Here is a 24584-nt window from a genome sequence, read left to right on the forward strand (position 1 = left end):
CTATGGATGGGCAGATACCCAAACTTCTTTATTTTTAAACATTTCTTTTTTCCAGATAGGAACACGTTCCTTTAAGGTATCAATTAAATAACGGCAAGCCTCAAAACATTCTGGTCTATGCGCAGAAGAAGCCCCAACAATAACTACAGGCTCTTCAACTTTTTTTGCGCCAACAGCATGTGCAATAACCACACTATTAAGGTTCCATTTTTTTACAGCCTCATCTGCAATTTTTTCCATTTCTTTTAAAGCCATTACTTTATACGTTTCAAACTCTAAGGCTATAACTTCTTCATTGGCTGTAAATTCCCTAACCGTACCTATAAAAACACAAATACCTCCACTATGTGCATGCGATAACTGCGCAAATATATTGGAAGTATCTATGGTATTTACTATTTCTATCTTTGTTTTCTTCATTAGCCTCCGCTTACAGGTGGTATAATAGCTATTTCATCATTCTGTCCTAAAGGTACATTATCTTTAGCATATTCATTGTTAACTGCTACTGCAAAGGATGTTAATTTAGAAAATTCGGAATATCTAGTCATTAAATATTCTTTTAAATCATTTACCGTAGGTTTATTTACTAAATCCGAAATTAACAATTCGGAAGTACCCACAATTTCTCTAGTTATTCCAAAAAATAAAACATTCATTTTAACACCACTTAATTACCCAATTATTTCTTTTGCCACCATATTTTTAGTAAATGGTTGCTTATATATTCTTTTCCCAGTTGCCTTAGTAATTGCTATTGAAACAGCAGCTCCTGCAGGAGGTAAAGTTGGCTCCCCTAAACCAGTAGGTGATAAATCATTTTCTACAAAGTATGTTGCTACTTTTGGCGCCTCGCTATTACGGATAAGACGATAAGCACCAAAATTACTACTATCTGGCATACCATCTTTAAATTTAAAATCGCCATACATAGCATGTCCAACACCATCTACTACACCACCTTCTATTTGATTAATTGCCCCAAGCGGATTAACCACGATACCACAATCTACAGCTACAGTAACATTTTTTACTACAGGCTTATTATTTTCTATAACCACATCGGCAACCTCAGCTACATGTGTATTATGGCAATAGTAAGCACAAAAACCTTGATAAACCCCTTCTTTTGGAGTTCTATAACCAGATTTTTCCACTACTAAATTTATCACACCTTCTAAACGTTCTGGTGAATATTGGATTTTTTCATCTTTAGTTCCTTTTACTTTTTGTAATAAATCTAATCGCATTTGTACAGGGTCTTTCTCTGCTATTTCTGCCAACTCATCAAAAAAGCTTTGTTCCGCATAGGATAAAAAGTTAGTATAAGGAGCACGCCATGCACCAGTAGTTATGTTACTTTTTAAACTTGCTACATCTACTTGATAATTTTCAATAGCGCCTGCTGGAAAAAAATTAGGTATTAAACCATACATATTCCCATTAACTGCAGCCTCTTTTAACTGGTATCCTGTTATTTCTCCATTCTTTACGCTAGCCTTAATTCTATATTTTATTGCAGGTCTATACACCCCTGTTGTCATATCATCTTCTCTAGAAGAAACCATTTTAACAGGTTTACGAATTACATCTGCTATCTCTGCAACTTCCATTGCAAAATCTCCATATAGTCTTCTTCCAAAACCACCACCTATACGTGTCATTTCTACACTAATATCTTCCAAACTTCTATCTAACATCGTAGCAACTGCAGTTGCCAAATCTTCTGGTGTTTGTATTGGCCCCACTAATCTTACTTTAGCATCATCTACACTAGCAAAGAAATTCATAGGTTCCATACAGTTATGTGGCAAAAATGGAGATTCGTAAGTTCTTTCTAAAACTTTATCTGCTTGTGCAAAAGTTTTTTTTACATCTCCGTCGGAGCGCATGGTTTTAAATTTATTCCCATCTAGCAATTTTACTAGCGCTTTATCATGAGCATCTGTACTTTCTAATGGCGAACCTTCTTTCCAAACTGCTTTTATTGCTTTTTTACCTTTCATAGCAGCCCAAGTAGAGTTTGCTATAACTACCACTTTATCACTATTACTAAGCTTAACAGACCAACCAGGCTTTTCACTGTTTAAAAGATTTCTTGCTTTTTCTCCAATAGTAATAACATCTAATACACCATTAATACTTTTTGCAGCAGTAGCATCAAAGGATTCTAATTCTTGCCCAAAAGCTGGAGGTCTTAAAACAGATGCATATACCATTCCCTCTTCTTTATAATCCATACCAAAAAGAGGTTTTCCACTAACAATTTTATCTATATCAACGTTTATAGCTTTAGTACCAATTATGGTATAATCTTTTGGCTCTTTAAGCGCTACATTTTCTGGAATTTCTAATAAAGCAGCTTCTTTAACAACATCTCCGTATCCTAGAGTTTCTCCACTTGCATTTGTAATTACTCCTTCCTTTGCAGAACATTCTGAAGCACTAACGCCCCACTTTGCCGCAGCAGCATTAATTAGCATTTGCCTAGCTGTAGCTCCTGTCTGGCGTAAGGCATCCCACCCAAAACGAATAGATTGACTACCACCAGCAACCTGTCTTGTATAATTTTCTGTATCTAAAACACCTTGCTCTACAACTACATCTTTCCAAGCTACATTTAATTCTTCTGCAATAATCATAGGCATAGAAGTTTTTACTCCCTGGCCAATTTCTGGATTAGGAGAAAAAATAGTTACCATACCATTTTCCGCAATCTTAATAAATGCATTAAAATCTGCAAAATTTAACTTCGTTATATCTATTGGCATCTCTGCCTTTTGTTTACATGCTGTAAAAAGGTTAAAACCAATTAACAATCCGCCACTTGCTAAAGAAGAAGCTTTTAAAAACCCTCTTCTACTAAAATTAGTATTATTTTCTGTACTCATTTTTTTTAGTTTTTAAGGTTATCCTATTTTCTCTGAGGCAATTGCAACTGCTTTCTGTATACGGTTATATGCAGAGCAACGGCATATATTACCATTCATTGCAATTTTAATTTCTTCTTCTGTAGGTTTAGGATTTGTTTCTAAAAATGCCGAAGCTGTCATTATTTGACCCGCCTGGCAGTAACCACATTGTGGCACATCTACTTCTTTCCAAGCTTGTTGCACTGGATGCGAACCGTTTTCTGAAAGTCCTTCTATTGTTGTTATTTCTTTATCTTCTAGTGCAGAAACAGGCAATAGGCAACTCCTTGTTGCTGTACCATTTACATGTACTGTACAAGCCCCACACTGCCCTATTCCACAACCAAATTTAGTACCTACTAAATCTAAATGATCTCTAAGCGCCCATAATAAGGGGGTATCTGACTCTGCTTCAACTACTTGTTTTTCTCCGTTAACTTTTAAATTGTATGTTGGCATAATTAGTAATGATTGGATTATTAAAAAAACTTACATAAGATAGTCTAAAAATAATTATAAAAGATACTACCTATATAGAATAAATGTATTTTTAACTTTTAATTATGTTAACACATAGGCTTATTTTTTATTTACTACCTGAGCATTATTTGGCATCTTAAAATACCCTTCTTTTATTAAATTTGAATTTAATACTACATTTTTAAACTCTAAAACATGGCCTGGTTCTATTAAATTTCTACCCTCATAGGTATACCATGAAATAGATTTTGGAAGCACTACATTATTAACAGTTTGCCAATTGTTGTAATGAATCCACTTTACATTTTCAGAAACCTCGCCAGTCCTATAGGTAACAGTATACCCCAACCATTCCATCTTATACGTTTCTGGATTATAATGTAGGTAATAATTATCTTTAGAAGAGGTTCCTACACCTGAATTAAAGTTAATTTTTATTCCAGGGAAAGACACTCCATTAAATTCTAAATCTTGGGTCTCACTATATACAATTCCATCATCCGCTAAAACAAATGGCATTGCATAAAAATAAAAATATAGATTGTGAAAAAATATTGGATCTCCTTTAAAAAGACGCTTCTCATTTAATTCCCAAATATTTTCTCCATCAAAACCAAAAGAATACCCTGGTGCATCTACCCTATCTTTTCTAGATTTTAAATCTATAGAATGTTTTTCTGAATATCCTTCTTTAGCAATTTCAAAAGTAAGCAACCTATTTTCTTTCCAAGCATTTAATCCCCCATGCGCATTAAGAACTTTCTTAAAAACATCTGGATAATTATGTAGAGCAGATGTTTCTATTTTTTCTTTCTCCTGTTTTACTGTTTCTACTTTTTTAGTATCCTCTTTACATGAAAAAAGCATAACAGATAAACACATTCCGATAATGGACTTTCTAATCATATTTCTTTAATTTTTTGATTTTTAGTATTGTCACTCTATTAAAGTTTGAATTACACTATTTTTGTAATAATGAGCAAAATTAAACATTTAAGTAGTCTTCAAAATTCTTTAATTAAGAAAGTATTGCTACTCAAAGATAAATCTAGAGAACGCAAAAAAGCAGCACTTTTTGTAGCGGAAGGTCAAAGAGAGTTAGAATTAGCCCTAAAAGGAGGATATAGTATTTCTACTTTATTTTTTGAACCTTCTTTATTTTCAGAAACATCCTTAGAAAAATACAATGCTGCCAAAGAAATAATCTCTGTAAGCAAAGAAGTTTATCAAAAAATAGCCTATAGAGGTACAACCGAAGGTATAGTCGCTCTTGTTGAAAGCAAAAACAACACTTTAGAAAACTTAAAATTTAAAAACAAAACTCCCTTAATTCTTATTGCAGAAGCCCCTGAAAAACCAGGAAATATTGGTGCTTTGTTACGAACGGCAGATGCTGCAAATTTAGATGCTGTATTAATCGCAAACCCTAAAACAGATTTGTACAACCCTAATATTATACGTTCTAGCGTAGGTTGCGTTTTTACAGTTCCTGTAGCCATGGGGAACACCAGTGAAATTATCTCTTTTTTAAAAACCAAGAACATAGCTATTTACTGTGCGGCATTAACAGCATCTGCAAACTATACGAGCATGGATTACACAAATGCAACTGCAATTGTAGTTGGCACAGAAGCTACTGGCTTAACGGACACTTGGTTAAATGCTTCTAAAAAAAACATAATTATACCTATGGAGGGTGAAATAGACTCCATGAATGTATCCGTATCAGCTTCTATAATAATCTTTGAAGCAAAAAGACAACGCCAATTTTCTTAATAGCAGAACTTTACACAATGAATAGTACTACTTTATATTATGTAATAATTGGAATTTTAGTTTTTCAGTTTATTCTTGAAACAATTTTAGATTATTTAAATGAAAAAAAATATAACGATCCTATACCAGAAGAACTACAAGATGTTTTTGATGCCAAAGCTTACAAAAAGTCGCAAGAATATAAAAAAACAAACTATCGTTTTGGGGTACTAACCTCTACATTTTCTTTAGCATTAACATTGGGGTTTTTACTATTTGGAGGATTTAACTTTGTAGACCAATTTGTACACACTAGTACCAATAATTCTATTTTACAAACCCTATTATTTTTTGGTATTATATTAATAGGTAGTGATATTATTACAACTCCTTTTTCTTATTATCAAACATTTACAATTGAAGAAAAATTTGGATTCAATACATCTACACCTGCTCTTTTTTTTAAAGATAAAATAAAAAGCTGGGTAATGATGAGTATTGTTGGCGGTAGTATTTTAGCTTTAATAGTGTGGTTTTTTCAATGGGCAAGCACTAATTTCTGGATATACACTTGGGTATTAATTTCTGTATTTACGCTATTCATGAATCTTTTTTATAGCAAATTAATAGTCCCTTTGTTTAACAAACAAAATCCTTTAGAAGAAGGAACATTAAAAAACAAGATTAAAACGTATGCACAAAAAGTGGGGTTTGCTTTAAATAATATCTATATTATAGATGGTTCTAAACGCTCTACAAAAGCTAATGCTTACTTTTCTGGATTTGGAAAAGAAAAACGAGTAACACTTTATGATACATTAGTAAATGATTTAGAAGAAGACGAAATTGTAGCTGTTCTAGCACATGAAGTTGGGCATTATAAAAGAAAACATATAATTTTTAATTTAATTTCTTCTATTGCGCTTACTGGTTTTATGCTTTTTATTCTTTCCTTATTTATTAATAACCCAGAAGTTTCCTTGGCAATTGGAGTTTTAAAACCAAGTTTCCATGCAGCATTAATTAGTTTTGGCATTTTATATAGTCCTATTTCTGAACTAACAGGATTAGTAATGAATAGTATCTCTAGAAAATTTGAATACCAAGCAGATGATTATGCTAAAAATACCTATGCGGCAGATCCACTAATTAGTGGTTTAAAAAAACTTTCAGAAAATAGCTTAAGTAATCTTACTCCACATCCAGCATATGTTTTTATGCATTACTCCCATCCACCATTAATTAAAAGAATACGCAATTTAAAGGAATAGTTTTTGTTGTATACCAATAAAGAATGTATTAATTTTAATGTAGTATGACGGATGTAGAAATAGAAAAAGAGAATAAACAAATTGCAAAGCAATACAAAGAGTTGCTTCGTATTAGCTACCAAACATTGTCTGATGATGATAAGAAGCTAATACGTTCCGCTTTTGAAATTGCTGTAGATGCCCATAAAGACCAACGTAGAAAATCTGGCGAAGCTTATATTTTTCATCCTATTGCGGTTGCAAAAATTGTAGCATCAGAAATTGGTTTAGATGCTGTTTCTATAGCATCTGCCCTATTACATGATGTGGTTGAAGACACGGAATATACGCTAGATGATATAGACCGTATGTTTGGAGAAACCGTTGCACGTATTGTAGATGGTCTTACAAAAATAGCGCATCTAAAAAAAGACATGAATATCTCCCAACAAGCGGAGAACTTTAGAAAAATGCTATTAACCCTTAATGATGATGTAAGAGTAATTATTATTAAGATTGCAGACCGTTACCACAACATGCTTACCATGGATTCCATGCCAGAGCATAAGCAAGTTAAAATAGCATCAGAAACTCTCTATATTTATGCGCCACTAGCACATAGAATTGGCCTATATAATATTAAAACAGAACTAGAAGATTTAAGTCTTAAATACACAGAACCTAATGTGTATAGAGATATAAAAAGTGAAATAGAAGACTCTAAAGAGGACAACCTAGCATACATTGATGCCTTTTCTGATGTAATTGATACTTCTTTAAAGAAAGAAGGACTAAACTACATTATAAAAGGGCGCATGAAATCTATCTTTTCTATTCGTAAGAAAATGAAGGTTCAGAATGTTGTCTTTGATGAAATATATGACAAGTTTGCAATTCGAATTATTTATAAATCGGACCGAGCAAATGAAAAGTTTTTAGCATGGAAAATATACTCCATCGTAACAGACCACTTTACTCCTAACCCAGTACGTTTACGAGACTGGATTTCTTCTCCAAAATCTACAGGCTACGAGGCGTTACACATAACCGTAATGGGACCAAAAAGACGTTGGGTAGAAGTTCAAATTAGAAGTGAGCGCATGCATGAAATTGCAGAAAAAGGATATGCTGCACACTTTAAATACAAACATGGCGACCAAAAAGAACAAGGTATAGAAGTTTGGCTAAATCGTTTACAGGAAGCTTTAGAAAATGCGAACACGAATGCTGTAGATTTTGTTGAAGAATTTAAATTAAACCTATACTCTAAAGAAATATTTGTTTTTACCCCAAAAGGAGAATTAAAGTCTTTGCCTAAAGGAGCTACTCCTTTAGATTTTGCATTTAGCATACACACCCAAGTTGGTATGCGAACTCGTGGAGCAAAAGTAAACGGAAAGCTTATACCATTAAATACGACTCTTAATAGTGGCGACCAAGTAGAAATTATTACTTCAGAACAAGCAAAACCTAATCAAAACTGGTTAGATTATGCCACAACGGCAAGAGCAAGAGCCAAAATTAAATCTTCCTTAAGAGAAGAGAAAAAAGCTATGGCTCTGGAGGGCAAGGAAATTTTGCGTAGAAAATTAAAATCGCAAAAAATTACCCTTAATGAAGATACTATTAACAAAATGGTTACTTTTTTTAAGCTAAAAACCAGTTTGGATTTATTTTATAGAATTGGTATTGGCTCTATAGATAACCAAATGCTTAAAGACTTTGCTTCTTCTTACAGCAATGCCTTTATAAGTTTCTTTAAAAATAAAATTAGAAGAAGTCCTGTTCCTGAAAATGTAGACAAAGATGAAATTACAAGTAAATATGATGTATTAGTATTTGGAAAGGAAGAAGAAAAATTAGACTATACCTTATCCCAATGTTGTAACCCAATTCCTGGAGACCCAGTTTTTGGTTTTGTTAGCGTATCTGATGGAATAAAAGTGCATAAAAAAAACTGTCCAAATGCTATTTCGCTTCAGTCTAATTATGCTTATAGAATTATTACAGCAAAATGGATAGATTCTTCTCAAGAGGAATTTAAATCCGATATTATGCTTACAGGTATAGACAATCTTGGACTTGTTAGTCAAATCACAGAAATGATATCTAAAAACATGCATGTAAATATTAAACATATAAGTTTTAACACAGATGGCGGCACATTTAAAGGAAAAATAACGGTAGTAGTAAAAAATATTGCAATCCTTAAAAAATTAATAGGGAACCTAAAACAAATTAACGGCATTGATAAAGTAACAAGACTATAGAAGAATGTATCAAAATTTAGCTGTACATTTGCACATTAATGCTGTAAAAAAGTATGGCTCAGAATAAGAATCAAGACATTGTAAAAAACGTTTTTACCACTTTCCTAGAAGAAAATGGGCATAGAAAAACACCCGAACGTTACGCTATTCTTCAAGAAATATATGAAAGTGAGGATCATTTTGATATAGAATCTCTCTATATTAATATGAAAAACAAAAACTATCGTGTAAGTAGAGCAACGCTATACAACACTATAGAACTTCTTATGGATTGTAAGTTGGTTCGTAAACACCAATTTGGAAAAAACCAGGCACAATACGAAAAATCATATTTTGACAGACAGCATGACCATGTTATTTTAACAGACACTGGTGAGGTTATGGAATTTTGTGACCCTCGTATTCAATCTATAAAAAAAACAATAGAAGAGGTTTTTGATATTAAAATTAACAACCACTCCTTATACTTTTACGGAACAAAAAATAAAACAAATAATAAAACCAATTAACTAGTTACTTAAATGGCAGTAGATTTATTGTTAGGGCTTCAATGGGGAGACGAAGGAAAAGGAAAAATCGTTGATGTACTAACCAAGGACTATGATATCATAGCAAGATTCCAAGGAGGACCAAACGCAGGACACACTTTAGAATTTGATGGAATTAAACACGTTTTACACACTATCCCCTCTGGAATATTTCACAAAACAGCCATGAATGTTGTTGGTAATGGTGTTGTTATAGACCCTGTTATTTTTAAAAAAGAATTAGATGCCCTAAGGAAGTTTAATATAGATTTTAAATCTAAACTATTAATTTCTAGAAAAGCACACCTAATTTTACCTACACATAGGTTATTAGACGCTGCTTCGGAAGCCTCTAAAGGAAAAGCAAAAATTGGTTCTACATTAAAAGGTATTGGCCCAACATATATGGACAAAACCGGTAGAAACGGAATGCGTATTGGAGACTTAGAGTTATCAGACTGGAAAGAAAAATACCGCTCATTAGCAGACAAACACGAAGCTATGATTGGTTTTTACAATGTAGACATACAATATGATTTACCAGAGTTAGAAACTGCATTTTTTGAAGCTGTTGAAGAATTAAAAGAACTTACCTTTATTGATAGTGAAGAGTATTTATACCAAGCACAAAAAGATGGTAAAAAAATACTAGCAGAAGGTGCGCAAGGCTCCTTATTAGATATAGATTTTGGAACCTACCCTTTTGTAACTTCTTCTAATACCACTGCAGCAGGTGCCTGTACTGGCCTTGGTGTTGCTCCAAACCAAATTGGTGGTGTTTTTGGAATTTTTAAAGCATACACTACTCGTGTAGGTAGCGGCCCTTTCCCTACGGAATTATTTGATGAAGACGGGGAAACCATGGGAAGAGTTGGTAATGAGTTTGGCGCTACCACAGGTAGACCAAGACGTTGCGGATGGTTAGATTTAGTTGCCCTAAAATATGCAGTACGAGTAAATGGTGTTACCGAATTAATGATGATGAAAGGAGATGTACTTAGCGGTTTCCCTAAATTAAAAGTATGTACAGCATACCAATATAAAGGAGAAACTATTACACATTTACCTTACAATATAGAACCAGAAAACGTTACCCCAATATACACAGAAATGGATGGTTGGGATAAAGATTTAACAAAAATGAGAAGCCCAGAAGAGTTTCCAGAAGCGTTAAATAACTATATAAACTATTTAGAAAAAGAATTGGAAGTGCCAATTAAAATAGTTTCTGTAGGACCAGACAGAACGCAAACAATACATAGATAAAAAAAAGAGCCATTTAAAAATGGCTTTTTTTTATACACATACTTTATTAAATGTATCCTAAAGGTGGTAACACTCTTTTAAAAAATCCTATTTTTGAAAAAAAGATTGAATTGCAACAAATATACTACACAATACTACTTCTACTAATTACTTCTATACTATGGTCGCAAGACGCCAGCACAGAAGAAAGCAACCAAATTAATATTGTTTACGGCGCTAATTTTACTAAAAATGAAGCCAAATATCCTGGAGCTTCTATTTTTAGTAAAGATGAAAAACAAGTGCAATTTGAGCACCAAGGAGCAGATTTATGGTGTGATATTGCTATTTTTTATCAACATGAAAATAGATTAAAAGCAATAGGAAACATACGCTTACAGCAAGGGGACTCTGTAAAAATGACCAGTGGAAAAATTGAGTATGATGGCAATATAAAACTTGCAAAAGCTTACGAAAGTGTGGTATTAGAAAATACTGACATGACACTAAAAACAGATACGTTACGCTTAGACCGCGAAAAGCAAGAAGCTTTTTACCAAGACTTTGGTACCGTTGTAGATTCTGCAAATACACTAACCAGTGAAATTGGAAAGTATTTTATGGAAACTAAAAAATATCAATTTTTAGATAGTGTTCATGTACAAAACCCAGAATACACTTTAGATTCTGAGCAATTAGATTATTACACGACTTCTAAAAATGCATACATGTATGGCCCATCCACCATTATAGGTAAATCCTATAAAATTTACTGCGAGAGAGGTTTTTATGACACTAAGGTAGAAAGTGGTTATGGTATAAAAAACACAAGGATAGATTATAATGACCGTATTATTGAAGGAGATAGTGTTTACTTTAATAAAGCTAAAGAATTTGCATCTGCCACCAATAATATAGTAGTAACAGACACTATAAATAATGGCTTAATAAGAGCGCATTATGCCGAAGTTTATAAAGCAAAAGATTCCTTATTTGCAACAAAAAGAGCCGTGTCTATTAGTGTCATGGAAAAAGATTCGCTATACATGCACGGAGACACTTTAATGATAACCGGCAAACCCGAAGAACGCATATTAAGAGCTTTTAGAAACGCTAAATTTTACAAGAAAGATTTAAGTGGTAAGTGTGATTCTATACATTCTGAACAAAAAACCGGAATTACGCAATTAATTAGAAATCCTATTTTATGGAATGGTGAAAACCAAATGACAGGAGATAGTATACACCTAATATCGAATCTAAAAACAGAAAAGCTAGATTCTTTAAAAGTATTAAACAATGCTTTTATTATTTCGCAAGATACGATTGGAAAAACTGGGTTTAACCAAGCTAAAGGAAAAGATTTATTTGGTCAGTTTGAAGAAAATGAACTAAAAATAATTGATTTAATTAAAAATACCGAAGTCATTTATTACATGTATAATGATGACGATGAACTTATTGGAATTAATAAAACAATTTGTAGTGAAATACGAATTACAATGGCCAATAATGATGTAGAAGATTTAGTATTTAAAACAAACCCAGATGGCACTATTTTCCCGGAAACCGAACTACCCGAAAATAGCAGAAAACTAAAAGGATTTATCTGGAGAGGAGAAGAAAGAATACGAACAAAAGACGACATCTTTGATGAAGATGACAACAATATAGAACTTGTAACTATACGTGGTATAAGCAACCCAATAGACATTGATGCCGAAGAAGAAGAACGCAGCAAAAATGAAGGAGACCCAATAAACAATCCAAATAAAGATGCTAGAAAACCAAAGGAAACTAAGGTGAAAAAATAATATTTACCCTACATTGTTTTAACAAAACATGCAATATGTATTTTTATGAAAGATGATTTTTTAAAATACCAAGCACAAACCTCTCCTCACCCACTAGCCTTACAAGTATCTCATGCTAAAGGCTCTTATATATACGATTCTGAAAATAATGCACACTTAGATTTTGTTGCAGGTGTTTCGGCTTGTACACTAGGTCATTGCCACCCTGCGGTGGTAGATGCCATACAAAAACAAGCAGAAAGCTATATGCATGTTATGGTGTACGGAGAATACATTCAAGAACCAGCAGTTAAGTACACCAAAGAACTGGCTTCTATTTTACCCGATTCTTTAAACGCAACGTATCTGGTAAATTCTGGTACCGAAGCAGTAGAAGGCGCCCTTAAATTAGCCAGAAAATTTACTGGTCGCTCCCAAATAATTGCTGCAAAAAATGCATACCATGGCAATACTATGGGAAGTTTAAGTTTAATGGGCTTAGAAGAACGTAAAGCTCCTTTTAGACCTCTTATTCCCGATGTTGCCTATATTTCTTTTAATTCTTTTCCTGAAATAGAAAAAATCACCTCCAAAACTGCAGCTGTAATATTAGAAACCATACAAGGTGGCGCTGGATTTATTGTTCCAAAACAGGAATACCTAACAAAAGTTAAAAAACGCTGTGCAGAAGTTGGAGCACTCTTAATATTAGATGAAATTCAACCAGGATTTGGAAGAACAGGAAAATGGTTTTCTTTTGAGCACTATAATTGTACTCCAGACATCTTAGTTATTGGAAAAGGCATGGCATCTGGAATGCCAGTTGGCGCTTTTGTAGCCTCTAAAAAAATAATGGACTCCTTAAAAGACAAGCCTAAATTAGGTCACATTACTACATTTGGAGGAAACCCCGTTATTGCTGCAGCAAGTTTAGCGACATTAACAGAGCTTAAAAAAACAAAACTCATACATCAAACCACAGAAAAGGAAATTTTATTTAAAAAATTACTAATACATCCACTCATAAAAGAAGTAAGAGGAAAAGGCTTAATGCTTGCTATACTTTTAGAATCTGGAGATTTAGCCACAAAAATAATAATAGAAGCAGCTAAAGAAAAACTAATACTTTTTTGGTTATTATTTGAACCAAAAGCAATTAGAATTTCTCCTCCTTTAACTATTTCAACAGCCGAAATAGAGAAAGGTTGTACTATAATTCTTACTATTCTAGACAAGCATTTACAATAATTTGTTAACTAATTTGTTAATAATATAGCTGCAACAAGGAAGATAAAGTAACAGCAATAGCGTACTTTTAATTCTATAGACCAACTAAAATGTTCCTATGGCATTAGAATCTAACGAAAGGCCAAACAGGCCTATAGCGAAGTTTGAATCCATGTTAAAGACGGATGATGTATATTTCTTTGACTCAGAAGATTTTGAAGATATTATTCATCATTACCTAAACAACGGAAAAATTTCTTTAGCTAAAAAAGCCATTAAAATAAGTTTAAAACAACACCCAGACTCTATAGAGCTAAAACTCTTAGACGTGGAAGTTATGGTGTTTGAAAATAATTTTGAAGCAGCAGAACAGCTTTTAGATAAACTTCAGCTATTAGATAATAGTAACGAAGAAATTTATATTCAAAGAGCAAATATTTTCTCTAAAAAAGATAATCATCAAGGCGCCATACAGCTTTTAAATAAAGCGCTAGAATTATCCGATAACACTTTTGATATTCACTCCCTTTTAGGAATGGAATACCTTTTTATGGATGATTTTAAAAAAGCTAGAGAAAATTTTATGAAATGCGTCTCTTTTGATGAACAAGATTATTCTTCACTTTACAATGTTATTTACTGTTTTGAATTTCTAGAAGATTATGAAGGTGCCATTCTATACTTAAATGATTATTTAGACAGAAACCCCTATTGTGAAGTTGCTTGGCATCAATTAGGAAAACAATATTATGCAGAGAAAATGTATAAAGAAGCGCTTGCTGCTTTTGATTTTGCCATAATTTCTGATGACAATTTTATTGGAGCTTATTTTGAAAAAGGAAAAGTTTTAGAAAAACTTGGAAAATATAAAGAAGCAATAGAAAATTATGAAACTACTATAAAAATAGAGGATCCAACATCTCATGCTTTTTTACGCATTGGAAAATGCTATGAAAAACTAGAAGATTATGAAATGGCTAAGTATTATTATTACCAAACCGTTCATGAAGACCCTCTTTTAGATAAAGGCTGGTTAGCAATAACCCGTTTTTATATGAATAGAAAAAACTACGACAAAGCGTTATACTATATTAACAAAGCTCTTAATATAGATGGAGAAAGCCCTATTTATTGGAAAAAATGTGCAAAGATAAATACCGAGTTACAAAATTATGATCAAGCAGATTTTGCATATAAACAAGCTGTAGATTTGGGCAACTATGAATTAGAAACATGGTTAAACTGGTCCACTATTGCTGTTCATAATGAAGATATTCCTTCCGCTTTACAAATATTAGCACAAGGAAAACAATTTTATCCAGACAGTCCTGAAATAAATTATAAAATTCCGGGTTTATATTTACTAGAACAAGATTTAATAAACGCAAGAATTACGCTTATAGATGCTCTAAAGCAAAACTTTAATGCTTTTTCCATTTTTAAAGAACAGTTTCCGCAATACAGCGAAACAGAATGGACGCAAGAAATAGTAAATTCTATGAAGAATAAAATGTAACTATTACGTACGAATGACAGAAAAAAGAACCCCAATTCAATACCTGTTTATTACACTTAAAGGAATAGCAATGGGAGCTGCAGATGTAGTCCCTGGAGTATCTGGTGGAACAATTGCCTTTATTTCTGGTATTTATGAAGAACTTATAAACTCTATAAACAATGTAAGACCATCCCTTTTTACAACCTTAAAAAATGATGGACTAAAACCTTTTTGGAAGCATGCAAATGGCAATTTTCTCGCTGCACTATTTTTAGGCATATTTATTAGCCTATTCTCATTAGCAACTATTGTAAGCTGGCTATTAGAAAACGAACCTATTTTATTATGGTCTTTCTTTTTTGGGCTAGTATCTGCCAGTATATTTTTTGTTGGCAAGGAAATAGAAAAGTGGAATGCAACCGCAGTTATTGCTCTTATATTTGGTGCCGCCATAGCTTTTTACATTACAACACTCCCTCCAAATGAAAACGTAGAAAGTTTACCATTTCTATTTTTATCAGGAGCTCTTGCAGTTTGCGCTATGATTTTACCAGGAATATCTGGGGCGTTTATACTTGTATTACTAGGGTCTTATAAAACCATACTTGAAGCGGTACATGAACGTAATATAAAAATTGTAATTACAGTAGGTCTAGGGGCTATATTTGGTTTACTAAGTTTTGCAAAGCTATTAAAATGGATGTTTGCTAATTACAAAAATATTACGCTAGCACTACTAACAGGATTCATTGTTGGTTCGTTAAATAAAATATGGCCTTGGAAAAAAGTTTTAGAAACCAAAGTTTTTGACGATAAAATAATACCTATAAATGAGCAGAGTATATCTCCTTTTTCTTTTGATGGAGATCCAAAAATTATGTTTGCCATACTACTTGCTATCCTAGGTTTTTCCCTTATTTTTATCATGGAAAAAGTAGCAAACAAAAAATAAACGCTGCTTTAGCAAACTACCTCGGGGCAAGCTCACGAGGCATTAGAAGGAAAATTAGCATTGATTTCGACGCAAGGTCGGAGCATTTAAATCTCGATTATCGAGTAAAAGCATGAGCAGCGTAAGAACTACAAAAGACCAATTACTTTTAATCCTAAAAGGGTTATTTATGGGTGCTGCAAACAAAGTACCTGGAGTATCTGGAGGAATTGTTGCCTTTGTTGGTGGTTTTTATGAAGAATTTATTTATTCGTTACAAAAAATAAATCTAAAAGCCTTTAAATTACTAATTAGCGGTAGATTAAGAAGCTTTGTTCAATACACAAACGGAAGATTTTTAGCGCTTTTAATATTGGGTATGCTAATAAGTTATTTTAGCATTTCTAAGGTATTAGATTACTTTTTAGCTCAAAAAGAACTTTACGTTTGGTCTGCTTTTTTTGGGATGATTCTTGGGTCCATATATTATATAGCCAAAGATTTTAATCATTGGAATAAAAAAACTATTAGCATTGGTTTTATCGGTTTGCTAATTGGCATTTCAATAAGTTTTTTAAACCCAGCCAAAGAAAACGACAACTTAGTATTTATTTTTATTTGTGGAATGATAAGTGTTTCTGGCATGACACTTCCAGGGCTATCTGGTTCCTTTATCTTAATGCTCCTTGGTAATTACGTATTACTCTTAGTAGACTCTGTAAATGCCTTATATGATACTTTTTCAGAAATCGTTACTGGAGATTTAAGTTTTGTAAAAAATCCTAAAAGAATTAATACTTTAAAAATACTAGCTGTCTTTACAACAGGTTCTGCAACCGGTTTGGTTACGTTATCGCATGTACTAAGTTATGTTTTAAAAAATTACAAAAACAATACTACAGTATTAATAATTGGTTTTATAACAGGTTCCTTAGGGGTTGTATGGCCATGGAAAAAAACTATTTACAAAACTAGTGCTAGCGGAAACATTCTTCTAGACAGTAATGATAAAAAAATAATTAGCAACTATGAACGGTATTTTCCCAATTTTGAAATTAGCGAAACATGGTGGGCTATACTTTTTATAGTAGTAGGAATATTTATTTTATTAGGAATTGATTGGTATGGAAAAAAAAGAAGAGAAACAATATAAGTTTGGGTTAGTAGGCAAAAATATATCCTACTCCTTTTCAAGAGGATATTTTTCAGATAAATTCAAGAATATGGGATTAGATAATTACTCCTACGTTAATTTTGATTTAGAAAACATAGAAGAGTTTTCCAAAATAATACAAAAACCTAAAGCTATACATGGCTTTAACGTAACTATCCCATATAAAGAAGCAATAATTCCTTTTCTTAATAACTTAGATGCAGACGCTAAAAAAATTGGGGCCGTAAACACTATAAAAATCACCCCAGAAGGACTAAAAGGCTTTAACACAGACACCTACGGATTTAAACACACCATTCTTCCACATTTACAAAAACACCATACAAAAGCATTAATATTAGGAACTGGTGGCGCTTCTAAAGCTGTTGCGTTTGTTTTTAAGGAGTTAGGCATTGCATACACTTTTGTTTCCAGAAATTCTGGAGAAAACAAATTATCCTACCAGGAATTAACCAAAACTGTATTGCAAGAGTATACCGTGATTGTAAATTGCACGCCACTTGGCACACATCCTAATATTACAGAAAAACCAGCACTACCCTACAACCATATAACAAAAGAGCACTTACTTTTTGATTTAATATACAATCCAGAAAAAACTGCTTTTTTACTTGCCGGAAAAGCCCAAGGCGCATCTATTTGTAATGGACAAAAAATGTTAGAATTACAGGCTGAAAAGTCGTGGGAAATATGGAATTCTTAACACCTATTTCCCAAATTAAAAGAATATGAGATTACCTTTTTAATTACAGTTTTTAGTAAACTACCTCTGGGCAAGTCCACGAGGCATTAGTAGAAAAATTAGATTGATTTCGACGCAAGCGTCAGAGCATTTAAATCTCGATTATGGAGTAAACAAGAAAACAGCATTTTTTTATTTAAATCATTGTAACAAAAAAGAAAGTCTTTTATCTTTTGCTATATGTTTTGTTGTCACTATCTTAACAGTGTACTTTTTTTAGAACAAAAAAACACAGTATAATGCAGGAAGAAAAAGACGATAATCTACAAGAAAATGTAGAAGAACAAAATAGCTCAGAAACTACCAACACTACTAGTGGGTTGGAGAAAAGCACTGAAAACTCTACTCCAGAAACAGCTGAAGACACTAATGGCGAAGAATCTATACATAAAGAAATAGATGAAGAAAACGCTGAAGATGCCGAGGATACAAACAACCAACAAAGGCATGAAATTCCTATTCTAGACTACCATTCCATGAGTATGGAAAATTTAGTTGGGGAACTGCAACGTCTTGTTCGTAATGAAAAAGTACAAGCCATAAAAAAGCATGTAGAGGGTATTAAAACAGAATTTGATTTAAAATTTCAAGAATTTTTAGATCAGAAAAAAGAAGAATTTATTGCTTCAGGCGGTAATGAAATTGATTTTAGATACAACTCTGTTACCAAAAGACAATTTAATGAAGTTTATGGGGATTACAGAGAAAAGAAAAACACTTACTATAAAAGCTTAGAAAAAAGTTTAAACGAAAACCTTAAGAACAGACTTAACCTTATCGAGAATCTTAAAGGCTTAGTTAATGTAGAAGAAGATATTAATACTACCTACAAAAACTTTAAAGACATTCAAGAACAATGGCGTAACGCAGGACCAATTCCTAGAACAAATTATAATGATGTTTGGAAAACATACCAGCATCATATTGAAATCTTTTATGACTTTTTAAATATTAATAGAGAGCTCAGAGATTTAGATTTTAAACACAATCTAGAAGAAAAACAAAAAATTGTAGAAAAAGCAGAAGAGTTAGGTAGTGAACCAGATTTAAATAAAGCTTTTAGAGAATTACAAACCCTACACAAAATCTGGAAAGAAGATATTGGACCTGTCGGCAAAGATCATAGAGAAGAAATTTGGGCTCGTTTTAGTACTGCAACAAAAGTTTTACATAATAGAAGGCAAGAATATTATATAGAACAGGACAAAATTTATGAGAAAAACTTAGAGGTTAAAAAAGGGATTATAGAAGAAATTACTGTTTTATCTAAAAATGTATCTCATAATCACAAACAGCTACAACAACAAATTAAAACACTAGAATCGCTTAGAGAATCTTTTTTTAAAGCTGGTAAAGTTCCCCAAAAAGAAAACGAAAAAACATGGGCTCTTTTTAAAGAAGCAGTAAGGGAATTTAATCGTAATAAAAACAGTTTTTACAAAAACTTAAAGAAAGAACAGCAAATAAATCTTGATAAAAAGAGAGAGTTGTTACACTTAGCTATTTCTCTTAAAGATAGTGAAGATTGGGATAGCACTACTCCCAAAATGAAACGCATACAAAGCGATTGGAAAAAAATAGGGCACGTACCAAGAAAATATTCCGACAAAATCTGGAACGAGTTTAAAACCGCTTGCAATCATTATTTTGATAGAGTTCATGCTGTTAAAAACAAGTCCAATAAAGAAGAAGAAGCTAATTATGAATTAAAAAATGCTTTTTTAGAAAAATTAAAAGCATTTACGCTTTCTGGAGAAAGAAACGAAGATTTAACTGCTATAAAATCATTCATTGCCGAATGGAAAAGCTTTGGCAGAGTTCCATTTAACAAAAAGCATATCAACCAAAAATTTAATAAAATACTGGATGCTCTTTTTAATAAATTAGATGTTAGCAGACAGGAATCTGAGCTTTTAAAATACGGTAATAAAATACAACAACTTGCTAACTCTCAAGATAATGAAAGAGCCATTTACAATGAACGCACTTTTATTCGTAAAAAAATTAAGGAGAGTAAAGATGAAATTAGGCAGCTAGAAAATAATTTACAGTTTTTCTCCAATGCATCCGAAGATAACCCTTTAGTAAAAGAAGTGATTAAGAGTGTGCAAAAACATAAAGATGATTTAGCCACATGGACAGAAAAATTGAAAAAATTAAATGTTCTAGAAAATAATCTAAATAAAGAAGAATCAGAAGCAAACGGAGCTACTTCATCTGAAGAAGAATAAATTTAATACTATAGGTGTTAAGATATACTCTAACTTTACCTTAACACCCATAGTACTTTTTCTAATGTATACCGTTTAACTGTTTATCGAATTTTATAACCAATAAACGTATTTGCAAAAGTGCATTTTATCGAAAAAATACACTTTCATAAAAACCAAAAAATACAATCAAAAAACTGCTTCCCTTGTGTTTTATTACTTGTTTGCGTACTAGCCTATTTTATTTTCAAAGATTATTAGAATCTAATTTTTATTTTTTTTTGCCAAGAGAGAAATCTGTAATTATATTTGGTCAAAAGCTTAAAAACTTTTCTCCCAAATATTCCCTACTAAGATTTAACGTATACGTTAAACCTGTGCCTATATAGAGAATGTTATAGTTTATGGTATGGATAAAATTTAAGTTACGTTTCTAAGTAGAAGAATGAGAAAATTTAAAAAATCGCATTTAATTATACCTATAACTATTATACTACATTTATGTATAATAAATGGTACACTTTTATTACTTACTCCAGAAACATATTTACCCATAAACAACATTCTGTATTATAATTTTTCATGGTTATTAATAACCTATGGTTTAAACTATTACCCTACTGGTCGTAAAGATACTTTTATGACAAATGTCACAAAAATGTTTCAACTGTATCTTATTTACGGTTTGGCATACTTGGCTCTTTTTTCCATTACCAGAACCCCTATAGAATCATTACGGCACCAACTTTTAGTATATTTATTAATTTGCTCTTCTTTAACTTGGTATCGTATCATTTTCTTCTGGGGCAGAAGAAACTATAGAATGATTGGAGGAAACTTTGTTAATGTTGTTGTATTAGGAAGAGACCCTAACTTAAAAAAAATACGTCGAATTTTTGATGACCCATATTTAGGGTATCGGTATAAAGGCTATTTTGATAATGAAAAATCGAAAAGCCCTACGTATTTGGGTAACATAGATACTAGTTTTAGGTATATTTTAGAAAATGATATTGATGAAATTTATTGTGTAGCTTCCAATTTTAATACCGAAGAGCTAAAAAATTTAGTGCATTTTGCAGATAATAACCTTATTAAATTCAAAATTATACTAGACAACAAAGAAGTCTTCTCTAAAGCTATGTCTATAGAAGCGTACCAAAATATTCCGGTACTTAACCTTAGAAAAGTTCCCTTAGATACAGAATACGCACAAATAGTGAAACGAACTTTTGATATTCTTTTCTCTCTTTTTGTAATTATTGGTATTTTATCTTGGTTAACCCCTATTCTTTATATTTTAATAAAACTAGAATCTAAAGGTCCACTATATTTTAAACAAAAAAGACATGGTTTTAAACGTAGGGTATTTTGGTGTTACAAATACCGTTCTATGACTGTTAATAGTGATTCGGACTCTAAAATGGCTACCAAGAATGATGCGAGAATTACCAAAATAGGGAAATTTATGCGTAAAACCAGTATAGATGAGTTACCACAATTTATTAATGTTCTCAAAGGAGAAATGAGTGTTGTTGGCCCAAGACCGCATATGGAAGCACATACAGAAGATTACCAAGGTTCCGTAGACAAATACTTAGTACGCCACTTTGTAAAACCAGGTATTACAGGCTTAGCACAAACCAAAGGGTATCGTGGAGAAATTGGAGCTAAATCTGATATATTAAATAGAACCCGCTTAGATATATTTTACGTAGAAAGATGGTCCTTAACTTTAGATATCAGTATTATTTATTACACCGTTGCTAATATATTTATAGGAGAAGAAAAAGCGTATTGATAATTTTAAAAGTATTATTAAAAAAATTATTTTTTTTAATAATCATAACAAAGTCGCAACTTAAAAAAAAAACAGCTATAAAGAATGAAAATTTACATTAAAAGAATATGTTAAATTCAAAAAAATACTAGTCGAAATTCCTCCAAATAACCATATAAATCTAGCTATAGATGAAGTTAAGGGTCTAACTGAACTAGGATACAATTGCAAAACCATTACATACGCAATAAATAATTACAATTTTAGATAAAACTACTTAAGAATCACAATCCAATAATTATTTAAATATGCTACAATAATTAATTTTTCTTTATTATATTTTTCTTTATTTTCTGCTTAACAAAACTAAAGATTGTCAATATCTTTTCTAACAAATTCGTATTCTTTTTAGAATATTCATTTTTATAAAACTCCTCATCATTACCATATCCATAACCGTAGTTATAATTTTTGGAATTGCCCAAATCAACATCATTAAGCACAAAAGCCATATTATGTAATTTTTTAGTGTTTTTTAAGTTTTCTGCAAAGTCAATTGCTCCTTTATCCGTGTATCCAGCTCTAATTACAAATAAGCTAACATCTGCGTATTCAGAAATTAACAATGTATCAGTCACCAGTAAGGTTGGGGAGGTATCTACCACAATATAATCAAATTCTGCTTTTGCTTCTTCAATAAATTCTCCAAAACGATTTCCTGATAATAGTTCCGCAGCATTTAAAGGAATGGAACCACCAATACACACCTTATGAAACTCCATATTTCTTTTACTATCATATACACACGACTTCCAATCCAATGTCGAATCACTTAGGTAATCACTAAGACCATGTTTCCCTTTACTATCAAAGTGATTATTTAATGCTGGACTACGTAAATCGGCACCAACAAGCAGTACTTTTTTCTTGATACTAGCATATGCTAAAGAAAGGTTAAGCGCAACTAAAGTCTTCCCTTCCCCTTTTACTCCAGAGGTTACAAATATAACTTGAGCTTGTCCTTTAGATTTTTTAGGCAACAAATAATTTACATTGGTACAACCTATACGAAACAACTCTGCTAGAATAGAATCATCATTAGGCCCATCAAAAGTCTTTTTTTCTTTTAATAAAGGAATTTCAGATACAATGGGAATATCTGATACTAATTTTTCTATATCAGATCTATCATTAACTTTAGTATCTAGAGTAAATCGTAGATATAGCAACAAAAAGGGAACTAAAAAACCAATAAATAAACAAAATAAATATATAATTTTTGTCTTAGGCGAAATTGGAATTTTACCAGTTAAAGCATAATCTATCACTTTTATAGAAGGTACAGTTGCTGCTAATGTTATAGCAGCTTCTTCACGTTTCTGCAATAATAGTAAAAATAAATTTTCTTTAATACTTTGTTGCCTTTCTATAGAACGTAACTCTTTTTCTTTTTCAGGCAGTTTTGAAAATAAATCTCCTGTTATATTCTTTTTCTTATTTAACCTATTCAGTGAATTATTTAATTGTGCTTGATAAACATTTATTGATTTGAGTATATTGACTTTACCTCTTTCTAATGCTCCTGAAAGTTCGAGCAAAGAAGGATGATTACTACTCACACTTGTATTTAGTTTCTCCCTTTTTAAAGCAAGTTTATTATAGTCTTGCACAAAGGTGTTTAAACCATCATTTTCCAAACCTATATCAGCAGGGAGTAAACTATATTCCGCCTGCCTAACTATTGTATTTTTTAGCATTTGTGCTAATGAAATCTGAGCTTCCAACTGAAAAACTTCAGATTCAGTATCTGATTTTTTCTGCAAAGCTTCTCCTGCGTCTGCTTCTATATAAGAAAGTTTATTTGCTTGTTTAAAAGCCTGTTTACCAATCTCAATGGAATCTAATTCACCAGCCAAATACACAAAACGCTTATCTATTACCTCTAACGTACGTTTAGAGACCAATTGGCGATCCAATATACCATCTTGATCAAAATTATTTATGACTGCATTAATTATTTTTTCAGACTTCTTAGGATTTTCTCCTTTAATAGAAAGTGAAATAATATCACTGTTTTTTGAAGTAACATTTGCCTCTAAACTTTTAGAAAGACCTAATACTGCGTCCTTAAAAGGAGAGATTATTAAATTATAGCATTCCCCAACATAAGCTTGTAAACTACTCTCTTCTAAAATATTAATACTAAAAGGCAAGCCTTCAACAGCCATAGTATTTTCTTTAAAATTTAATTTATAGTCTTTATCCTCTTGGTCTGTTATTAAAAAAAAGTCTTTATAAATAACAATATTATATGCTACTGTATTTTGTAAAGTATCTAAATTAGAACCTTTATTAATTGAAATTGGAAAATTCCAAATATTTTTGGTTCTAAATCTTCCTTTTTTATATAGATTAACATCTAATTTTAAATCTGAAACTACCTGACTTAGAAGGCGATAAGATTTTATAACTTCAATCTCGTTTTCTAAATTAATTGCCCCTTTTCCAATAAGTGAAAGAGCGTCTGCAGCAACATTCAATTCTTTACTATCATCTATAATTCTAATTTTTCCCGTTGTTTCATATTCTTTAGGTGTAATCTTTGCATAAAATAAACCAACAAGTAAGCATAAAAACATTGTAAGTAAAAACCATCGCCAATAAGTAAAATATTTTAACAAAGACACTTTTAAGTTAAAATCCTTAGAGGGTTCATCAAAATTTAAATTATCTACATTAAAAGGGGTCTCTTTCATTTTTCTAGGAATAGAGTATAATTGTTTTAAGGAC

General features: G+C 31.8%; 19 protein-coding genes. 13 read left to right on the plus strand and 6 right to left on the minus strand.

Annotation, left to right across the window (positions count from 1 at the left end; translation table 11 throughout):
* From Q0820_RS14305 to Q0820_RS14325, 5 genes are all read right to left on the minus strand, one after another.
* Entirely contained in the window at nucleotides 1-420 is a 420-nt protein-coding gene (locus tag Q0820_RS14305; protein WP_298488527.1) for a molybdenum cofactor biosynthesis protein MoaE, read from the minus strand.
* The gene (moaD, locus tag Q0820_RS14310; protein ID WP_298488529.1) at nucleotides 420-659 is read right to left on the minus strand and encodes a molybdopterin converting factor subunit 1; all 240 of its coding nucleotides are present in this window, start codon (nucleotides 657-659) and stop codon (nucleotides 420-422) included. The genes Q0820_RS14305 and moaD overlap by 1 nt, the downstream gene beginning before the upstream one ends.
* A gap of 15 nt (nucleotides 660-674) precedes the next feature.
* Entirely contained in the window at nucleotides 675-2891 is a 2217-nt protein-coding gene (locus Q0820_RS14315) for a molybdopterin cofactor-binding domain-containing protein (protein WP_298488531.1), read from the minus strand.
* 18 nt (nucleotides 2892-2909) lie between these two features.
* The gene (locus tag Q0820_RS14320) at nucleotides 2910-3371 is read right to left on the minus strand and encodes a (2Fe-2S)-binding protein (RefSeq protein WP_298488533.1); all 462 of its coding nucleotides are present in this window, start codon (nucleotides 3369-3371) and stop codon (nucleotides 2910-2912) included.
* A 120-nt stretch (nucleotides 3372-3491) separates the two neighbouring features.
* Nucleotides 3492-4298, minus strand: coding sequence for a DUF6503 family protein (locus Q0820_RS14325; protein WP_298488535.1), 807 nt, complete (start codon nucleotides 4296-4298; stop codon nucleotides 3492-3494).
* Between the two features lie 69 nt (nucleotides 4299-4367).
* Here Q0820_RS14325 and Q0820_RS14330 point away from each other — a divergent pair, with 69 nt between their 5' ends.
* The 13 genes from Q0820_RS14330 (at nucleotide 4368) to Q0820_RS14390 (ending at nucleotide 21815) form a co-directional block, all read left to right on the plus strand.
* Nucleotides 4368-5168, plus strand: a complete 801-nt coding sequence (locus tag Q0820_RS14330; protein WP_298488538.1) for an RNA methyltransferase — start codon at nucleotides 4368-4370, stop codon at nucleotides 5166-5168.
* A 17-nt stretch (nucleotides 5169-5185) separates the two neighbouring features.
* On the plus strand, nucleotides 5186-6418 hold the full coding sequence (locus tag Q0820_RS14335) for a M48 family metallopeptidase (RefSeq protein WP_298488539.1): 1233 nt from the start codon (nucleotides 5186-5188) through the stop codon (nucleotides 6416-6418).
* A gap of 44 nt (nucleotides 6419-6462) precedes the next feature.
* Complete coding sequence (locus Q0820_RS14340; protein WP_298488541.1) at nucleotides 6463-8667, plus strand: RelA/SpoT family protein; 2205 nt, start codon at nucleotides 6463-6465, stop codon at nucleotides 8665-8667.
* A gap of 53 nt (nucleotides 8668-8720) precedes the next feature.
* Nucleotides 8721-9176 carry a Fur family transcriptional regulator gene (locus tag Q0820_RS14345; protein WP_298488543.1) on the plus strand — a complete coding sequence of 152 codons (456 nt, stop codon included), beginning with the start codon at nucleotides 8721-8723 and terminating at the stop codon, nucleotides 9174-9176.
* A 12-nt stretch (nucleotides 9177-9188) separates the two neighbouring features.
* Nucleotides 9189-10460 carry an adenylosuccinate synthase gene (locus Q0820_RS14350; RefSeq protein WP_298488545.1) on the plus strand — a complete coding sequence of 424 codons (1272 nt, stop codon included), beginning with the start codon at nucleotides 9189-9191 and terminating at the stop codon, nucleotides 10458-10460.
* A 50-nt stretch (nucleotides 10461-10510) separates the two neighbouring features.
* Complete coding sequence (locus tag Q0820_RS14355) at nucleotides 10511-12253, plus strand: OstA-like protein (protein WP_298488547.1); 1743 nt, start codon at nucleotides 10511-10513, stop codon at nucleotides 12251-12253.
* A gap of 45 nt (nucleotides 12254-12298) precedes the next feature.
* A complete protein-coding gene (locus Q0820_RS14360; protein WP_298488549.1) occupies nucleotides 12299-13480 on the plus strand; it encodes an aspartate aminotransferase family protein in 1182 nt (393 codons plus the stop codon).
* 97 nt (nucleotides 13481-13577) lie between these two features.
* The gene (locus tag Q0820_RS14365) at nucleotides 13578-14975 is read left to right on the plus strand and encodes a tetratricopeptide repeat protein (protein ID WP_298488551.1); all 1398 of its coding nucleotides are present in this window, start codon (nucleotides 13578-13580) and stop codon (nucleotides 14973-14975) included.
* Between the two features lie 13 nt (nucleotides 14976-14988).
* Nucleotides 14989-15909: a DUF368 domain-containing protein gene (locus Q0820_RS14370; protein WP_298488553.1), complete on the plus strand. Its 921-nt coding sequence runs from the start codon at nucleotides 14989-14991 to the stop codon at nucleotides 15907-15909.
* A 112-nt stretch (nucleotides 15910-16021) separates the two neighbouring features.
* Complete coding sequence (locus Q0820_RS14375) at nucleotides 16022-17041, plus strand: DUF368 domain-containing protein (RefSeq protein WP_298488555.1); 1020 nt, start codon at nucleotides 16022-16024, stop codon at nucleotides 17039-17041.
* Nucleotides 17013-17765 (plus strand): shikimate dehydrogenase, encoded by a 753-nt coding sequence (locus Q0820_RS14380; RefSeq protein ID WP_298488557.1) that lies wholly within the window; start codon nucleotides 17013-17015, stop codon nucleotides 17763-17765. The genes Q0820_RS14375 and Q0820_RS14380 overlap by 29 nt, the downstream gene beginning before the upstream one ends.
* A 278-nt stretch (nucleotides 17766-18043) precedes the next feature.
* The gene (locus Q0820_RS14385) at nucleotides 18044-20035 is read left to right on the plus strand and encodes a DUF349 domain-containing protein (RefSeq protein ID WP_298488559.1); all 1992 of its coding nucleotides are present in this window, start codon (nucleotides 18044-18046) and stop codon (nucleotides 20033-20035) included.
* Between the two features lie 424 nt (nucleotides 20036-20459).
* Entirely contained in the window at nucleotides 20460-21815 is a 1356-nt protein-coding gene (locus Q0820_RS14390; protein WP_298488561.1) for an exopolysaccharide biosynthesis polyprenyl glycosylphosphotransferase, read from the plus strand.
* Nucleotides 21816-22114: 299 nt separating this feature from the next.
* On the opposite strand, the gene Q0820_RS14395 is transcribed toward Q0820_RS14390, so the two are convergent.
* A complete protein-coding gene (locus Q0820_RS14395; protein ID WP_298488563.1) occupies nucleotides 22115-24550 on the minus strand; it encodes a tyrosine-protein kinase domain-containing protein in 2436 nt (811 codons plus the stop codon).
* Between the last annotated feature and the right edge of the window lie 34 nt (nucleotides 24551-24584).

The organism is uncultured Maribacter sp. (assembly GCF_947495965.1).
Classification (GTDB): domain Bacteria; phylum Bacteroidota; class Bacteroidia; order Flavobacteriales; family Flavobacteriaceae; genus Maribacter_B.

What these genes read in the sequence shown, in the direction of transcription:
- Q0820_RS14360 (WP_298488549.1), top strand. Translation starts at nt 12,299, where the DNA reads ATGAAAGATGATTTTTTAAAATACCAAGCACAAACCTCTCCTCACCCA.
- Q0820_RS14385 (WP_298488559.1), top strand. Translation starts at nt 18,044, where the DNA reads ATGCAGGAAGAAAAAGACGATAATCTACAAGAAAATGTAGAAGAACAA.
- Q0820_RS14395 (WP_298488563.1), bottom strand. Translation starts at nt 24,550, where the DNA reads ATGAAAGAGACCCCTTTTAATGTAGATAATTTAAATTTTGATGAACCC.
- Q0820_RS14380 (WP_298488557.1), top strand. Translation starts at nt 17,013, where the DNA reads ATGGAAAAAAAAGAAGAGAAACAATATAAGTTTGGGTTAGTAGGCAAA.
- Q0820_RS14305 (WP_298488527.1), bottom strand. Translation starts at nt 420, where the DNA reads ATGAAGAAAACAAAGATAGAAATAGTAAATACCATAGATACTTCCAAT.
- Q0820_RS14345 (WP_298488543.1), top strand. Translation starts at nt 8,721, where the DNA reads ATGGCTCAGAATAAGAATCAAGACATTGTAAAAAACGTTTTTACCACT.
- Q0820_RS14335 (WP_298488539.1), top strand. Translation starts at nt 5,186, where the DNA reads ATGAATAGTACTACTTTATATTATGTAATAATTGGAATTTTAGTTTTT.
- Q0820_RS14375 (WP_298488555.1), top strand. Translation starts at nt 16,022, where the DNA reads ATGAGCAGCGTAAGAACTACAAAAGACCAATTACTTTTAATCCTAAAA.
- Q0820_RS14315 (WP_298488531.1), bottom strand. Translation starts at nt 2,891, where the DNA reads ATGAGTACAGAAAATAATACTAATTTTAGTAGAAGAGGGTTTTTAAAA.
- Q0820_RS14370 (WP_298488553.1), top strand. Translation starts at nt 14,989, where the DNA reads ATGACAGAAAAAAGAACCCCAATTCAATACCTGTTTATTACACTTAAA.
- Q0820_RS14365 (WP_298488551.1), top strand. Translation starts at nt 13,578, where the DNA reads ATGGCATTAGAATCTAACGAAAGGCCAAACAGGCCTATAGCGAAGTTT.
- Q0820_RS14340 (WP_298488541.1), top strand. Translation starts at nt 6,463, where the DNA reads ATGACGGATGTAGAAATAGAAAAAGAGAATAAACAAATTGCAAAGCAA.
- Q0820_RS14355 (WP_298488547.1), top strand. Translation starts at nt 10,511, where the DNA reads ATGTATCCTAAAGGTGGTAACACTCTTTTAAAAAATCCTATTTTTGAA.
- Q0820_RS14320 (WP_298488533.1), bottom strand. Translation starts at nt 3,371, where the DNA reads ATGCCAACATACAATTTAAAAGTTAACGGAGAAAAACAAGTAGTTGAA.
- Q0820_RS14325 (WP_298488535.1), bottom strand. Translation starts at nt 4,298, where the DNA reads ATGATTAGAAAGTCCATTATCGGAATGTGTTTATCTGTTATGCTTTTT.
- Q0820_RS14330 (WP_298488538.1), top strand. Translation starts at nt 4,368, where the DNA reads ATGAGCAAAATTAAACATTTAAGTAGTCTTCAAAATTCTTTAATTAAG.
- moaD (WP_298488529.1), bottom strand. Translation starts at nt 659, where the DNA reads ATGAATGTTTTATTTTTTGGAATAACTAGAGAAATTGTGGGTACTTCC.
- Q0820_RS14350 (WP_298488545.1), top strand. Translation starts at nt 9,189, where the DNA reads ATGGCAGTAGATTTATTGTTAGGGCTTCAATGGGGAGACGAAGGAAAA.
- Q0820_RS14390 (WP_298488561.1), top strand. Translation starts at nt 20,460, where the DNA reads ATGAGAAAATTTAAAAAATCGCATTTAATTATACCTATAACTATTATA.